At 58.3% G+C, this 15,744-nt stretch carries 12 protein-coding genes; 6 read left to right on the top strand and 6 right to left on the bottom strand.

Features of this window, described 5'->3' with window-relative positions:
* Nucleotides 1-59: 59 nt before the first annotated feature.
* The 3 genes from WG915_RS10035 to WG915_RS10045 are packed head-to-tail and all read right to left on the bottom strand — an operon-like array spanning nt 60 to nt 3,782.
* Complete coding sequence (locus WG915_RS10035; RefSeq protein WP_339565245.1) at nt 60-227, bottom strand: hypothetical protein; 168 nt, start codon at nt 225-227, stop codon at nt 60-62.
* A gap of 12 nt (nt 228-239) precedes the next feature.
* Nucleotides 240-2,222, bottom strand: a complete 1,983-nt coding sequence (locus tag WG915_RS10040; RefSeq protein WP_339565246.1) for a M3 family metallopeptidase — start codon at nt 2,220-2,222, stop codon at nt 240-242.
* The gene (locus WG915_RS10045) at nt 2,223-3,782 is read right to left on the bottom strand and encodes an FMN-binding glutamate synthase family protein (protein WP_339565247.1); all 1,560 of its coding nucleotides are present in this window, start codon (nt 3,780-3,782) and stop codon (nt 2,223-2,225) included.
* Nucleotides 3,783-3,887: 105 nt separating this feature from the next.
* Between WG915_RS10045 and treS the strand changes: the two genes are divergently transcribed.
* Nucleotides 3,888-5,639, top strand: a complete 1,752-nt coding sequence (treS, locus tag WG915_RS10050; protein WP_339565248.1) for a maltose alpha-D-glucosyltransferase — start codon at nt 3,888-3,890, stop codon at nt 5,637-5,639.
* 9 nt (nt 5,640-5,648) lie between these two features.
* Nucleotides 5,649-6,806 (top strand): phosphotransferase, encoded by a 1,158-nt coding sequence (locus WG915_RS10055; RefSeq protein ID WP_339565249.1) that lies wholly within the window; start codon nt 5,649-5,651, stop codon nt 6,804-6,806.
* Here the strand turns inward: WG915_RS10055 and idi are convergent.
* The gene (gene idi, locus WG915_RS10060; RefSeq protein ID WP_339565250.1) at nt 6,796-7,350 is read right to left on the bottom strand and encodes an isopentenyl-diphosphate Delta-isomerase; all 555 of its coding nucleotides are present in this window, start codon (nt 7,348-7,350) and stop codon (nt 6,796-6,798) included. The two genes, WG915_RS10055 and idi, sit on opposite strands and share 11 nt — an antisense overlap.
* A 116-nt stretch (nt 7,351-7,466) precedes the next feature.
* On the opposite strand from idi, the gene WG915_RS10065 reads away from it, so the two are divergent.
* Nucleotides 7,467-8,294: a phytoene/squalene synthase family protein gene (locus tag WG915_RS10065; protein WP_339565251.1), complete on the top strand. Its 828-nt coding sequence runs from the start codon at nt 7,467-7,469 to the stop codon at nt 8,292-8,294.
* Nucleotides 8,294-9,766 carry a phytoene desaturase family protein gene (crtI, locus tag WG915_RS10070; protein WP_339565252.1) on the top strand — a complete coding sequence of 491 codons (1,473 nt, stop codon included), beginning with the start codon at nt 8,294-8,296 and terminating at the stop codon, nt 9,764-9,766. Before WG915_RS10065 ends, crtI begins: the two co-directional genes overlap by 1 nt.
* Here crtI and WG915_RS10075 read toward each other — a convergent pair.
* Entirely contained in the window at nt 9,763-10,305 is a 543-nt protein-coding gene (locus WG915_RS10075) for a hypothetical protein (protein ID WP_339565253.1), read from the bottom strand. The two genes, crtI and WG915_RS10075, sit on opposite strands and share 4 nt — an antisense overlap.
* Nucleotides 10,306-10,403: 98 nt before the next feature.
* On the opposite strand from WG915_RS10075, the gene WG915_RS10080 reads away from it, so the two are divergent.
* Nucleotides 10,404-12,251, top strand: coding sequence for an ABC transporter ATP-binding protein (locus WG915_RS10080; protein ID WP_339565254.1), 1,848 nt, complete (start codon nt 10,404-10,406; stop codon nt 12,249-12,251).
* A gap of 133 nt (nt 12,252-12,384) precedes the next feature.
* On the top strand, nt 12,385-13,770 hold the full coding sequence (gene brnQ / locus WG915_RS10085; RefSeq protein WP_339565255.1) for a branched-chain amino acid transport system II carrier protein: 1,386 nt from the start codon (nt 12,385-12,387) through the stop codon (nt 13,768-13,770).
* Between the two features lie 96 nt (nt 13,771-13,866).
* Here the strand turns inward: brnQ and WG915_RS10090 are convergent, their stop codons facing one another.
* The gene (locus WG915_RS10090; RefSeq protein WP_339565256.1) at nt 13,867-15,726 is read right to left on the bottom strand and encodes a BCCT family transporter; all 1,860 of its coding nucleotides are present in this window, start codon (nt 15,724-15,726) and stop codon (nt 13,867-13,869) included.
* Nucleotides 15,727-15,744 lie beyond the last annotated feature (18 nt).

The following is a 15,744-nucleotide window of genomic DNA, read 5'->3' on the forward strand; positions in this document are numbered from 1 at the left end:
CGAGGATGACTAAGGCGAGCAGCACGTACAGTGCGAGCTTCACCCGGGATTGTGGGTATTTATTCTTCATTGTTCCCTTCAAACCATCGCGTCGCTTTTGCTCCGAGGATGTCGATCACGCGGAGAAAAACAAAAGCCAAGACTCCGCACAGCACCGCGGCCACCGCAACCACAATGGGCGCCTGCAGCCACAATGGCGCTGAGCTGAGGAAGTCCAGAATTTGCATAGGGTTTAAACCTTACACCTTGGTACCAGCGAGTCCACGTCGCTGTAGCAGTGGCGCGAGGGTTCGTTCTCGACCTCGTAGTGCTGTAAATGCAGCGGTGTAATCGCGGGATGCGCCGCGGGAAAGCACCAAATCGCGGAAACGCTGGCCCGCAGCCCGAAGATCGGGTTCGGCGGAGAACCAGTCGAATCCGTCGGCATCGAGTGCTTCCGCCCAAAGGTAGGAGTAGTAGCCCGCAGAGTAGCCTCCGCCGAAGATGTGGTTGAAGTAGCGGGTCTGATAGCGAGCCTTGAGGTGGTTCACGGAGAGCCCGGCTGCTGCCAGCGCTCGTTCTTCGAAGGAGTCGATGTCGGATGGGGTGAGTTCGGCTAGTTCTTCTGAACTCAGGCTGTGCCAGGCGAGGTCGATGATTGCGGCAGCAAGGTATTCGGAGGTTGCGAAGCCTTGGCCGAATTGTTTTGCGGCACTGATGGCGTCGATAAGCGCCTGGGGCATGTCGGGCGCATAATTCGCCAGCACTGCGGGGTGGAACGCCCAGTTTTCGTTGATCTGCGAGGGGAATTCCACGTAGTCGCGTGGCACGCTCGTACCGGAGAAGGACGGGTAGCGGACGTCCGAGAACAGCCCATGCAGCGCGTGGCCGAACTCGTGGAACACGGTGGTGACCTCATCCAGAGACAGGTAGGCCTCGCCGGAGGTTGGCTTGGTCACCCCCATCACATTGACCACTACTGGCTGCTGCCCCAGCTGGTGGTTTTGGTCCACGAAGGAGCTCATCCACGCCCCGCCGCGTTTCGACGGCCGCCCAAAGTAATCGGTCAGGAGCAGGCCAACGCCGGTGCCATCTGCCTCCTTTACCTCCCACACATCGACACCGGGAGCATAGCCCTGCAGGTCAGGGCGTGCGGTGATCTTAATGCCGTACAACAACTGGGCGGCGTAGAACGCGCCATCTTCAACCACGCGGCGGAGCGGGAAGTATTGCCGCAGTTCCGCCTCATCAAGTGCGTAGTCACGCGCTCGGACCTTGGCTTCCCAATAGGGCCAATCGGCACCATTGATGTCTGAACCGGCGGCCTCACAGAGGAGCTTGTACTCCCCCGTCGCATTTGCCGAGGCAGCTGGTGCGAGGTCTCGCAGCAACGACCATACGGCGCTGACATCATCAGCGGTTTCTTCCTCAATCACATAAGCGGCATGGCTCTCATAGCCAAGTAGTTCGGCTCGCTCCGCACGCAACCGTGCCATTGTCAGTGCGACCGCACCGTTGGCCTCGCCGCGCTGCTGCGATTCCGTGTACAGCTTTTGACGCGCTGCTGCAGAGTCCAGGGTTGATTGGGCCGCCTGAATAGTGGGCAGTTCGAGCGGGATCACGTAACCATCGCGCCCGATCTCCGCGGCATAGGCGGCCGCGGAGGCTACCCGTTCGGCAGACAAACCTGCCAATTCTTCGCTGCTGAAGGAGACGGCAAGCCGCTTGGTATCTGCCAGCAAATTGTTGCGGAAATCCTCGGACAGCTGCGAAAGCTCAGCATCGATGTCGGTCAGGCGTTGCTTTGCTTCTTCGGGCAGGTCTGCGCCGCGGCGTCGAAAAGCGCGCAGGGTGTACGCGTGCAGGCGCTGGCTTTCCTCGTCTTCGGGAGCTTGAACAGACTGCAGCCGCTGGTACAGCGCGGAGTTGTGGTAAATCGCCGAGCTGTGTGCAGACAGTCGGGGCAACACTTCGGAAGCGATCGCCGTGAGTTCTTCCGAAGAGTCAGTCCCAGATAGGTTGAAGAATACTGCCGCGACGCGCCCCAGGGCTTGCCCCGCGGACTCGAAGGCCTCCATGGTGTTTTCCCAGTTCGGGGTGGCCGGGTTGGCCACGATGGCAGCGATCTCAGCGTCGTGGTCATCCAGCGCAGCCAAGAAGGCGGGCAGGAAATGCTTCGTTTCAATGTCCGCAAATGGTGGCAATTCGTACGGCAGTGCCGAGGGTTCCAGCAGGGGGTTCACTTATTCTCCAGTGGTGGTTCGCACGAGTCCGGCGCGTGTTGGCGGAGTCGTGTACGTCTCTGCAGACGCGCGATCAAAGTCTCGCTGCCAATCGTAAGGGGCTTCGCTATTGATCAATGCGCCCGGGGCCAGCCAATCGAAGATGTCCTCGTAGGCACGGGCCTGCGTAGGGTCGATACGGCGCACGATGTGCGCTGGGCCCAAGTCTCGGAAGTCTGTCAAACCCATGGCGGACAGGATACGCATCGCAGATTTGAGGGTGTTGGCCTGGTAGTTCTTCACACGCTCGGCCTTGTCATCAACATCCAGGCCGCGGTAGAAGCGTGGGTTTTGGGTGGCCACTCCAGCTGGGCACTCATTGGTGTGGCAGGCCTTGGCCTGAATGCAGCCCACAGCCATCATCATGCCGCGCGCCGAGTTTGTGAAGTCCGCGCCAATCGCGAGGCGGCGGATGATGTCGGCGCCGCCCACGATCTTGCCGGCAGCGCCGATGGCGATGTGCTGGCGTAGGTTACAACCCACGAGCGCATTGTGCATGATGATCAAACCTTCGGACAGCGGAGTACCCACGCGGTCCAGGAACTCCAGTGGCGCCGCACCGGTGCCGCCTTCTGCACCGTCCACTGTGATGAAGTCGGGCATGATCCCGGTGCTCAGCATGGCCTTGCAGATGGATAGCACTTCGTGTCGGGTACCAACGCACAGTTTGAAACCGATTGGCTTTCCACCAGAGAGTTCACGCAGCTGCTGAATGAAGTGCATCATCTCAGTCGGATTGGTGAATGCGCTGTGGCTGGACGGAGACAAGCAGTCTTTCCCCTCTGGGATTCCACGAATCTCCGCGAGCTCAGCGGTGACCTTATCTCCTGGCAGCATGCCACCCATACCAGGCTTTGCGCCTTGGCTCAGCTTGATCAAAATTGCTTTGATCTGCAGCTTCTGCGCCTTCTCAGCGAACTTTTCCGGGCTGAAGGTCCCATCCTCATTACGGCACCCGAAGTAGCCGGATCCAATCTCCCACACGACGTCCGCACCATATTCCAGGTGGTACTGGGTGAGGCCACCTTCCCCAGTCTCATGCACAAAGCCACCCATCGCGGCGCCCTTGTTCATAGCCAAGACCGCGTTCTTGGACAAAGATCCGTAACTCATCGAAGAAACATTGAACAGTGGAATATCAAAGGGCTTCGCACACTGCGGTCCACCGAGGCGCACCTTGGGGGCGTGGGTAAGCATCGGGGCAGGGTTCACGGAGTGCAGAATGTGGTCGCGCCCCGGTTTGAGTAGGTCTCGCTCGGTACCGAAGGCTTCTTCTGCTCCGATGTTCTTGGACTGCTGGTAGACCATGGTTCGGGTCTCACGGTCAAAAGGAGCACCATCGGTGTCCGATTCGACAAAATATTGCTGGATTGGATCGCGTAAAGATTCAGCGATCCACCGGGCACGGCCGACTACTGGAAAGTTACGTCGGATGGAATGCTTGGGCTGAATGAGGTCGTAGGCTGCGAGTGCGGATGTGCCTGCAGCCAGCGCGATTGCACCCAAATTGCGTTTCTTCACGGTGGTGTCTCCCTTTGCCTATTGGTTACGTCTAACCATATGTGAATTCGGCGGGGAAAGTGATCAATCTGACACGCTCCGAGTCTTTTGCCTACTCTTGATCTTATGACCGAACCTATTTCGACCACCCCGCTTGTTGACGATCACGGCTTCGTTGTTGAACCATCTTCGGACGATTTCCGGACCCCAGCGCCCGCCCCTGGCGAGGAGCCATGGGAGCGTCCTCAACCAGAGTGGTACAAGGAAGCAGTCTTTTATGAGGTGCTGGTCCGCGCATTTGCCGACGACAATAATGACGGCATCGGCGATCTCAAAGGCCTGACTAAAAAGCTCGACTACCTGCAATGGCTCGGAGTGGATTGCCTCTGGATCCCGCCGTTTTATGATTCCCCGCTCAAGGACGGCGGCTACGACATCCGCAATTTCCGCGAAATCCTCCCCGAGTTCGGCACAGTGGATGACTTCGTGGAACTCATGGACCAGGCACACCAGCGTGGCATTCGCATCATCACAGACTTGGTGATGAACCACACCTCTGATCAGCACCCGTGGTTCGTGGAGTCCCGCCGGGAACCCGATGGCCCTTATGGAGACTTCTACGTGTGGAGCGACACCGAGGAACTCTACAATGAGGCCCGCATCATTTTCATCGACACGGAGACCTCAAACTGGACCTACGATCCAGTGCGCGGGCAGTACTACTGGCACCGCTTCTTTAGCCACCAGCCAGACCTGAACTATGACAACCCTGCCGTGCAGGACGCGATGCTCGACGCGATGCGTTTCTGGCTGGACCTCGGCCTGGACGGGTTCCGCCTCGATGCGGTGCCGTATCTCTACGAACGAGAAGGAACCAACGGCGAGAATCTTCCGGAGACGCACGAATTCCTCAAGCTGTGCCGCCGCGTAGTGGAAGAAGAGTACCCGGGCCGTGTGCTTCTGGCCGAGGCCAATCAGTGGCCCCAGGAAGTAGTGGAGTACTTCGGCGAACCCGAAATCGGCGACGAATGCCACATGGCCTTCCATTTCCCGCTGATGCCGCGCCTGTTTATGGCGGTTCGTAAAGAATCCCGCACCCCGATTTCCCGCATCATCCGCGATACCCCGGCCATCCCTAAGTCAGCGCAGTGGGGCATCTTCCTACGCAATCATGACGAACTCACCTTGGAAATGGTTACCGATGACGAGCGTGCCTACATGTATTCGCAGTATGCGAAGGAGCCACGCATGCGCGCGAACGTAGGCATTCGGCGTCGACTAGCGCCTTTGCTCGACGGCGACCGCAACCAAATCGAGTTGTTCACCGCCATGCTGCTCTCTCTGCCTGGCTCCCCCGTGCTGTATTACGGCGATGAAATCGGCATGGGCGATAACATCTGGCTGCATGACCGTGACGGTGTGCGCACGCCGATGCAGTGGAGCGATGACCGCAATGGCGGATTCTCCAAAGCTGATCCCGAGCGCCTCTACCTCCCGGCCATCCAGAATGCGCAGTACGGCTACGCCGCGGTCAATGTGGAAACGCAGGCCGACCAGGAGAACTCCCTGCTCAAGTGGACCCGCGCCCTCATCCACGTGCGCAAGCAGCATCAGGCATTCGGGCTAGGGAACTTTCGAGAGGTGGAATCTGAGAACGAGGCAGTATTCGCCTACCTGCGGGAATACGGAAACCAGACCATCTTGTGCGTCAATAACCTCTCTAAGCGTCCGCAGGCGGTGTCCTTGGATCTGTCCGAGTTCGTCCGCGTGACACCGCGGGAATTGACCGGCGGCGAAGACTTCCCCAAGATTCACGACCGCGAATGGACCGTCACGCTTGCCCCACATGGCTTCTTCTGGTTCGACCTCACCCGCTAAGGATCACTCATGTATGAAAGCATCGCTGCCGCCCGCTTTTTCCGGGCGAAGCAATCCGGCATCACCTCGCTCACCGAGCTGCGCTCCACTCAAGTAGGTCCAGCTCGCTGGGTGCTTGCCGACGTCGATGGCTACCTCTATCAGCTGGTCCTGAGCGATGACCACGATGTGCTCACTGCTCCGGATCTGCTGCTCGAGGTGCAGCGTGCTTTCGAATCTGATGCCGCTTTTGGCGCCGGGGAAATGCATGTGATCTCTCCTCCCCTACTTCCGAAGAACGCTAAGGCGAAGGTCTCTACCGCAGAGCAGTCCAATACTTCCATGGTTTTTTCGGGCGAGAGCTCCCCGGCTATCGCGAAGTTCTTCCGACTCTTAGAGCCCGGCATCAATCCCGAGGTCGAGCTGCTCGCAGGGCTCGCCCAGCAGCAATGTGTTTTCGTGCCAGCACTGCGCGGCTATTCCACCCTGGAGTGGGAGGGTGAAACCTATGTCACCGCAATGATCCAGGATTTCGCCGCTGATTCACAGGAGGGCTGGGATAAGGCGCTCCATTTTGCCTCCGAGTCCCGTTCCTTCGCCCACGAAGCCGGATACGTAGGAACGGCGCTGCGGGGCGTGCACCGGGACTTGGCTGCAGCGTTTGGCACGCAGACCGTCCCGGCGGAACAGGTGGTTCGTCAACTAGAGCAGCGGTTGGATAACCTGGTCGCCCAAGCCAGCGTCCTTGCACCGTATCGAGGCGCTATCCGCGCGGCCTATAAGATGGCGGCGCAAGGCAGCACTGAAGTCCAAAGGATCCACGGCGATGCGCATCTAGGCCAAATCCTCTGCACACCGGATCGTTACCTTTTCATCGACTTCGAAGGCGAGCCTGCGCGCCCGCTGGCGGAGCGTCGCGGCAATTTCTCCCCGTTACAGGACCTCGCCGGCTTGATTCGGTCCTTCGGTTACGCCGCCCACTTCACCAACGGCTTGGCTGATCCGGAGGGCTGGGCCGCGGAGTGTTCCGCCGCGATGCTGGAGTCATATGGCATCCAGCCCAGCCCGCTACTCGACGCCCTAGTCCTAGACAAAGCCCTGTACGAGGTGGTGTACGAGGCCAACAACCGGCCAGACTGGATCCACATTCCGCTGGAAGCTGTCAAACGCTTGGTTACTAACGAGTGATGGCTTCCCGCAGCTGCTGATAAGACAACTGCTCCACCATCCAGGGACTGAATGCGAACGGTGCGCCTTGTACGGCCGCAATGAGATCCGCCGGATCTACCCAGGTGTGCGAATCCACTTCGGCGGCCGAAGGCTGCACCTCCATCCCCTCCGACAAGGTAGCGATGAAGACGGGGCAGATCTCCCACTCAACGATCCCGGAAGAATCGGTGGCCCGGTAGGAGAATTCTGGCAGCACGGGGTGGACGTCGATAAGTGCGCCCTGCGGCAGGCCGAGTTCCACCTGGGCGCGGCGCTGGATGGCAGCGAGCGTATCCTCCCCCGGCGCGGGGTGCCCACACATCGAATTGGTCCAGATTCCCGGCCACGTCAGCTTCTGCAACGCCCGCCGGGTGATCAGCAGTCGTCCGGCGCTGTCTCGCACATAGCAGGAAAACGCGAGATGGAGCGGGGTGTCTGTGGTGTGTACGTTGGCTTTCGGCGCGGTACCTGTCGGGTTTCCTGCGAGGTCGGTCAGCACAACCATTTCAACGCTGTCAGTCATAGCTCCCCACCGTAGCCGGTCGATGTGCAGCTTGGGGGACGGGGCATGAGATTATGGAATACATGACGAAGAGCGAGGCGAGTTAGGCTGTGACTCCTTTGGAAAAATTCACCACCATGTCTACCCAGGCAGCTGGCGCCGTCATCGCAACGTATTCCACCAGCTTTTCCCTCGCGAGTTCACTCTTGGCCCCACCGGTGCGTCGTCATATTCGCAACCTTTATGCCGTGGTTCGCATCGCTGATGAGATCGTGGATGGCGTCGCGGCGGCAGCTGGCTTCAATTGCCAGGAAATCGCGCACACCTTGGATCGCTTCGAAGCCGAAACTTTCGCTGCTCTCGACACTGGCTTTTCCACCAATCCAGTGCTGCACGCCTTTGCACACACCGCCAGTGCCTGCAGCATTGAGCGCGCTCATCTCAGGGCCTTCTTCGAATCCATGCGGGCGGACGTGACTTCTTGTGTACACACCGAAGAATCCCGAGATACTTATGTTTTTGGCTCAGCCGAGGTTATTGGCCTGATGTGCTTGAGCATTTTCACCGCAGGGCATGGACTTTCTGATCGCGCCCGCGCTAACTGTAGCGTCGCGGCGCGCCACTTGGGCAAGGCTTTCCAACTGATCAATTTCCTGCGTGACTATCACACCGACGATGCCGCTCTTGGCCGCCACTATGTTGATCTCACTCCGGGCAGCAAGGACGCGCTGATCCAAGAGATCCGCGAGGACCTACGCATCGCCTACCTTGGGATTCCTGCGCTGCCACTGGGCGCCCGTTCCGGAGTGCTCGCCGCCTATTTGTTGTTTAGTGAGCTGAGCGACCGCCTCGATGCTGCCAGCGTTGCTGATATTAAGGCTGAACGAGTTCGCGTCCCAGCCGCAAAGAAGGCGATTTTGGCGGCGCGCGCTGCGGCGATCGCACCCCGAATGAAGGAGAAGTAATGGACGTCTGCGTCATCGGCGGCGGCATTGCCGGGCTCGCCTCCGCCGCACTGCTTGCCGACGCCGGCTGCCATGTCACCCTCGTGGAGAAGAATACCGAGGTTGGCGGCCGCACAGGACGCATCAGCGATAGCGGGTTCGTTTTTGATACCGGCCCGAGTTGGTACCTCATGCCCGAGGCTTTCGATCGATTCTTCGAATCGCTGGGCACGAGTACGGCGGAGCAATTGGAGCTGGTGGATCTTGTGCCCGCCTACCGAGTCTTTCCAGAGGGCAAGCCTTCCTTTGATATTGTCACCGGATGCGTACCGGAGTTGTTTGAAGAGTTTGAACCCGGCGCGGGCGAGAAATTGAAGGCGTACCTGGAGCGGGCCTCATTTACTTATCGGGTGGCAGTGGACACTTTCCTGTACACCACGTTTTCTTCACCGCTACCGTTCCTGAACGCAACCGTGCTCGGAAACCTTGCCTTGCTCACCCAATTGCTCACCCTGAACTTGCACCAGTGGGTGGCTCGAGATTTTTCCGATCCACGGATCCAGCAAGTCCTTGAGTACCCAGCGGTGTTCCTTTCGAGCTTCCCGCAGCGGACGCCGGCAATGTATCACCTGCTCTCGCACACCGACCTAGTGGAGGGGGTGCGCTACCCCATGGGTGGATTCTCGGCGTTGATTGCGGCGATCGCCCGGATCGCCGTGGACCGCGGCGTTACTATCCGCACTGGGTGTAGCGCCGAGGCTATTACTACCTCGGCTGGCTCGGTCACAGGTGTGCGAATCCGCACGCAGGAGGGCATAGAGCATCTCCCTGCAGCAGTGGTGGTTTCCGGTGCTGATCTGCACCATACTGAAACGTTACTTCCGAAGCACTTGCGCGAAGTGCGCTGGGAGAAGAAAGATCCGGGCATCAGCTGTGTGGTGGCTATGCTCGGGGTGCGCGGAGATCTCCCCGAGCTCACCCACCACCAATTGTTGTTCAGTGCGGACTGGGACAAAGACTTCGCTGCGATTTCCGGTGCTGGCGATTATTCGCGATCGATTTACGTCTGCAAGGCATCTGCAACTGATCCGGGCTGCGCTCCTGCAGGGCATTCGAACGTGTTCGTTCTTATTCCTGTCCAGGCCCGGGCCGATTTCGGCCGGGGTGGCGATCCACAGGTGGAGCGCATCATTGACGACGTCATCGCGCTCATCGAGTCCCGCACGGGTGCCGTGATCGCGGAGCACACCGTGGTTCGGCATAGCTTGGGTCCCAGTGACTTTGTCAGCAATTACAACGCCTGGGAGGGAAATGCCATTGGACTGGCGCATACCCTGCGACAGTCCGCATTCCTGCGCGGAACAAATGCCTCCCGCAAGGTGGACGGCCTCTATTTCGCCGGTGCCACCACGACGCCAGGAGTAGGGCTACCGATGTGTTTGATCAGCGCCGACAACGTGATTACCCGGCTGCGAGAACAGGGCAAACTCTAAATGTTCAGGTTGCCACTGAACACTGCGTTACCCAGCGTTAGCTCCGCATTGCTGAGATTCCAGGGCGTGGTGTTAAAGGTGTAGCTGATCTTGGTTTCAGACAACGCACCGAGTGGTGCATCGAGACCTTGGTCTTCCACCTGCATCAATTCGATTTCCTTGCCAGCGACAGTGAGCTTGGGAGTTCCAATGGCTGCGGGCGGGACTGCTACCTGCTCGTTGAGGTTCTTCATTGCGATAATGAACTTCGCCCCGCCCTGGTTGCCCTGATAGACGGTGAGGATGCGCCACTGAACTCCCAGACCAGTGTCTTCGACTGCAGCCGTGGTGCTACTGGCTTTAATTGGGGCAACGTTTTGCGGCGCAAAGGTCGCTTCCGGTGTCTCGGAAACCTGCACCTCTTCCTTCGTGTTAGAGATGGCTCCGGGCACCTCGCCATTGATTCTTCTACCGAGTGCGGCGCAGCTTGTTAAGGAGGCTGCAAGTGTGAGCGTGACCAGGACGATGCCGGCGGTACGGACCAGTGGTGTCAACGTCATGATGCCTCTTATTTTTCGGTGTCGTACGGTTGGGCAGGCGAAGCACCGCCCCTAAGCGATATTGTAGCTAAGTCACCAACTATTAGAATTGATATTGCATGCGATCTTTAGCCCGAATTCTGCGCAGTACCTCAGCGCTGTGGCCCTACTATTTAGGAGTCATTCTCTCCTCCGTAGCGGTGGCTGCGCTCTCCCTCGTAACGCCGTTTATTTTGCGTTCGGCCACCAACACGATCGTCTCCGCAGTGAGTGGCCAAGTCACGGCCGATAGCGTCACGTCCGTCATCATTGCACTGGCGATCGGCCTGTTTGTCGCAGAGTTGGCCAACACCCTGATTCACAATGTGGGTGGTTACATCGGTGATGTGATGGCAGGGCGGATGCGGCAAATCCTGTCTACTCGTTACTTTGCGCGGCTGCTCAGCTTGCCGCAGAGTTTCTTCGACAACCAAGTTACGGGCACGATCATCGCACGCCTGGATCGTTCGATCACGTCCATCACGCAATTCTTGCAGTCCTTTTCGAACAATTTCTTCCCCATGCTCATCACCACGTTCGCGGTGCTCGGCATCACCGGATGGTACTACTGGCCGTTGGCGTTACTGCTCGCGATCGTGTTTCCGCTCTATATGTGGCTCACCACCCTGACTTCGAAAAAATGGCAGCGTATCGAGGGCGATAAGAACAAGGACATTGATGCCGCGGGAGGTCGCTTTGCCGAGGTCATTGGGCAGGTGAAGGTAGTAAAGTCCTTTGTTTCCGAGTTACGGGAGCTCGGTAGTTTCAGCCACAGGTATGCGCGTACAGTTTCGCTCACCCGGGAGCAATCTCAGCATTGGCATGTCATGGACTTCGCTCGTGGCGGGGTGATGAACCTAATCTTCTTCGGGATCTACCTTCTCCTGTTTTGGCGCACACTGCATGGCTACTTCTCGCTAGGAGACTTGGTCCTCCTGCTCCAGCTAATCAACATGGCAAAACAGCCGGTGTCCATGATGAGCTACCTCGTTGACAGTGCGCAGCGCGCTGTCGCAGGTTCTAAAGACTACTTCGAGGTAATGGAACAGTTGCCCGAGCACACTGCCAATAGCCAGTTGCTTGCCGCCGCGGAGGCCTCGGATGTGCCGTCGATAAGCCCCGAGCAGCCAGTACCGCTGACGCCAGCACCGGCGCTGCCAGTCATCGCCTTCGAGGGGGTGAGTTTTGGATACACCGAGCAGCAGGTAATCCACGACGTCAGCTTCGCCGCTAGTGCTGGCGAAAGGATCGCTCTGGTCGGCGAATCCGGTGGCGGTAAATCTACTCTGGTCAATCTGCTGCTCGGATTGTATCGACCAAGTGCTGGTCGGATGCTGGTCTGTGGCCGGGACGTGGATGAGCTGGATAATGCCACACTTCGCTCCTCCGTTGGCGTGGTGTTCCAGGAGGCTGCACTGTTTTCTGGGACGGTGCGGGAGAACATCGCCTACGGTCGTCCTGGGGCGAGCGATGCCGAGGTCATGGCGGCGGCGCTGAAAGCAAACGCACACGATTTCATCGAGAAGTTTAGCGATGGCTACGACACAGTCATCGGCGAGCGCGGCCTCCGACTTTCGGGAGGTCAGAAACAACGTGTCGCGGTCGCCCGGGCAATCTTGAAGGATGCTCCCGTGCTGGTCTTGGATGAGGCCACCTCGGCGCTGGATACTAAGGCGGAACGGGCGGTACAAAAGGGTCTAGATGAGCTCATGGTGGGTCGCACTACTCTGATCATCGCGCATCGCCTGTCCACCATCGCCAGCGTGGACAAAATCATCACGCTTGTCGACGGCCATGTCGATGAGATCGGTAGCCCCGCGGAACTCGCGCACACCGGCGGCATTTATGCAGAGCTTTTGGCCCTTACTGCAAGCAATTCCCTAGAAAACCGTAGGAAACTTCAAAAATTTGGACTAAAATCCGAGTAATTTCCTATTCTGTGGGACAAAAACTAGGATACCAATTACCGCTCATCTCTCAGAAATGCTTGCTATGATCCAGGTCACACACCCAGTTGACCTCGTCACCAGCACGAGATACGGAATTCTTGAAAGGTATCCAATGACCAACGCTGAATCCACAGCGACACCAGCGAGCTTAAAGTCGCCCGTACTGATCATCGTCGCAACCAGCTTGATGCTGTTTTCGATGTTTTTTGGTGCTGGAAACTTGATCTTCCCACCCATGTTGGGCGTAGAATCCGGCAGCGGTTTCACCCCAGCAATTATCGGCTTCTGCCTCACCGGCGTTGCTCTCCCAGTGATCGGCGTCGTTGCCATCGCACTGACCGGTAACAACGTCCAGGACCTCGCTAAGCGCGGCGGCTGGGTGTTCGGCCTCATCTTCCCGGTCCTCGTTTATCTTTCTATCGGCTGCTTCTACGCCCTTCCTCGCACCGGCGTCGTTAGCTTTGAGACTGCAATCGTGCCAATCACCGGCCAGGACAACACCACGTCCGCAGTGATCTTCTCTCTCGTCTTCTTTGGCGTTTCCCTGCTGTTGGCGCTCAACCCAGCAGGTCTGGTTGACACTTTGGGCAAAGTCTTGACCCCGATGCTGCTCATCCTGCTCGTGGTCCTCGTCGTACTCTCGATGCTGAACCTGAACGGCACCCCCGGCGCCGCCTCCGAGGATTACGCCACTCACCCCATGGCTAATGGCCTTGTTGTCGGCTACCTCACCATGGACTCGCTCGCGGCCTTGGCGTTCGGCATCGTCGTCGTCAACGCGCTGCGTTACAAGGGATTCCCAGAAGGCAAACAGCTAGTCCGCGGCGTGTCCGTATCCGCAGTCATCGCGGGCGTGCTCCTGGCCATCATCTATGTCGGACTGGGCTTCATCGGCCAGGTTATTCCGGATCCAAGCAAGTACGAGAACGGCGCCGCGCTGCTTACCGACGCCGCCCGGATCACAATGGGCCAGCCAGGCATGATCGTCTTCGGCGCAATCGTCCTCTTGGCCTGCATCACTACGGCCGTCGGCCTGATCGGTGCTACCTCAGAGTTCTTCAACCACTTGGTGCCAGCAATCTCCTACCGAGTTTGGGCCGTGGTCTTCACCTTGGTCGCAGTGCTGTTGTCTGTGCAAGGCCTCGAGGCTGTGCTTGCAGTGGCAGGACCAATCATCGGCTTCCTGTACCCACCAGCCATCGCATTGATCTTCCTGACCCTGGTTGAGCCGATCTTCGGTCGCCGCATCAACACTGTGTTCAAAATCGTTCTCCCAGTTGCCATTATCTGGGCGGCCCTGATGAGCTTTAACTCGCTCGGCTGGGGTTCCAGCTTTATCGAACCGCTTATCTCTTGGTCTCCGATGCATAGCATGGACCTCGGATGGGTCGTCCCAGTCCTCATCGCCATGGTTGTTGGTCTGATTGTGGACTTCATGCGCCCCAAGGAAGAGATCGTTTTCCGTAAGGACGTCACCGCAGAGCTTCCTACTGTGTAGGCTCTCGCGTCAAAAGCGTCAAGGCCCGACATCCACACCTAGGATGTCGGGCCTTGACGCTTTCAGATGTCACTTAGGGCATGGCTTGAGAATCTGCTAGCTGTCCTCGTCACGAGCGGTTGGCCTGGAGGATTCGATGATGCGGTGTCCACCGCCCAGTGGGGTGGAATCTGTCAGGGGATCATCATCCATATCTCCCACCACGCCAAGGTCACCGGCGACAACAACGTTGCCCGGGATCACGATCCGACCTTCTTCATCGTGCTCCACCTTGAGCGTTGGCAGCTCGTTTCCGTCTTCGTCATAGCCAGGTGCTGGCATTGCTTCATGAGCTTCAAGCTTTTCCGGGGTATCAGTCTTTTCCCAGCGACGAGTTTCTACTCGTCGGCGAGCAGCTGAGTCATCATTCATGCCTTTCACCAGCGAGTACATCATCACAAAGTGCATGAGGAAGAACGGCAGGGCCACGATGATCACCACTTCTTGGAGCGTGGCGATGCCAGTGTCCGGAGAAACAAGCAACAGTGCGCCAGCCACCGCACCGATCAAGACTGCCCAAAGCACTCGGTAGGACGTCGGGGTGAGGTTCTCCTCGCCGGTAGACATCATGTCGGTGACCATCGCCGCGGAGTCAATCGAGGTAATGAAGAAGATGATCACGATCAGAACCGCGAATGGCGCCACGATCCCGGTGAGCGGATAGGCCTCCAGAAACTTGAACAAGGCAGCAGGAACATCGCCCTCTTCTACTACCGGTTTGGTGAGGAAGCCAGGATTGGCGAACTCGAGTTCTAGGCCAGCACGACCGAAGATGGCAAACCAGATCATGCCGAAGATACTTGGCAATGCAAGCACGCCGGCGATAAATTCACGTACGGTACGGCCACGCGAGATCCGCGCAATGAACAGGCCAACGAATGGCGACCAACAAATCGTCCAAGCCCAGTAGAACACCGTCCATTTGCCCTGCCAGCCGGGGTTCTGGTCAAAGGAGTCAGTCCAGAACATCAACTCAGGCAACTCGCCGGCATAGATCCCAAACGCTTCCACCGTGCCACGCAGCAAGGTCAGCGTCGGGCCCGCGATGAGGATAAACACCAAGAAGAGCACAGCCATGCCGACGTTGATGTTGGACAGGATTTTAATGCCCTTTTCCAACCCCGAGGCGACTGACAGACACGCTGCCGCAGTCACCACAACCAGGATGGACAGCTGCACCCAGCTGATGACAGGAACGTTGTAGAGCTTGTTGAGGCCAGCATTAATCTGCAGTACGCCGAGCCCCACCGAGACTGCAATACCGAAGACCGTGCCGATGATGGCGAGGGCGTCGATAAGCTTGCCAGGCGTACCGTAGATGCGGGAGCCGAGCAGCGGGGCGAACACCGAAGATATCCGCGGCGGCAGCTTGCGCTTGTAGATGAAGTAGCCGAGCGAGAGTCCCGGTACCACCATGATCACCCACATGTGGATTCCAAAGTGGTAGAAGGTGAAGGCCATCGCTTCGCGCGCCGCCTCCCGGGTACCGCTCTCCATGTCGGCGCGGGGCACATTGTAGAAGTGGTTGATCGGCTCGGCCACTCCCCAGAACATCAGCACGGCGCCCGTGCCGCCAGCAAAGAGCATGGCGAACCACACAGGGAGGGAGTGTTCCGGCTCATCGTCGTCGTCACCGAGCTTTACCCGGCCAAAACGGGAGACGAACACGGCGATCAAGAAGATTAATCCCAGCGAAACACCTGCGATGTACATCCACCCGAGATTGGTGAGCAGACTGCCCGCGATTGTGGAGAAAGCTTGCTGCGCACGTGCGCCGAAAATAATTGTCCCTGCTACGAACACCACGATGAATCCGGTGGCGACAAGGAAGATGAATGGGTCGGTCTTAAGTCCTAAGAATCTCTTCTCAGCCGGATTCTCCGGAGAAGACTCTTCGACCACTTTGATGGAGTCCATGTAGCTACGCTTTCCAAT

It is taken from the genome of Corynebacterium sp. H128 (assembly GCF_037482625.1).
Classification (GTDB): domain Bacteria; phylum Actinomycetota; class Actinomycetes; order Mycobacteriales; family Mycobacteriaceae; genus Corynebacterium.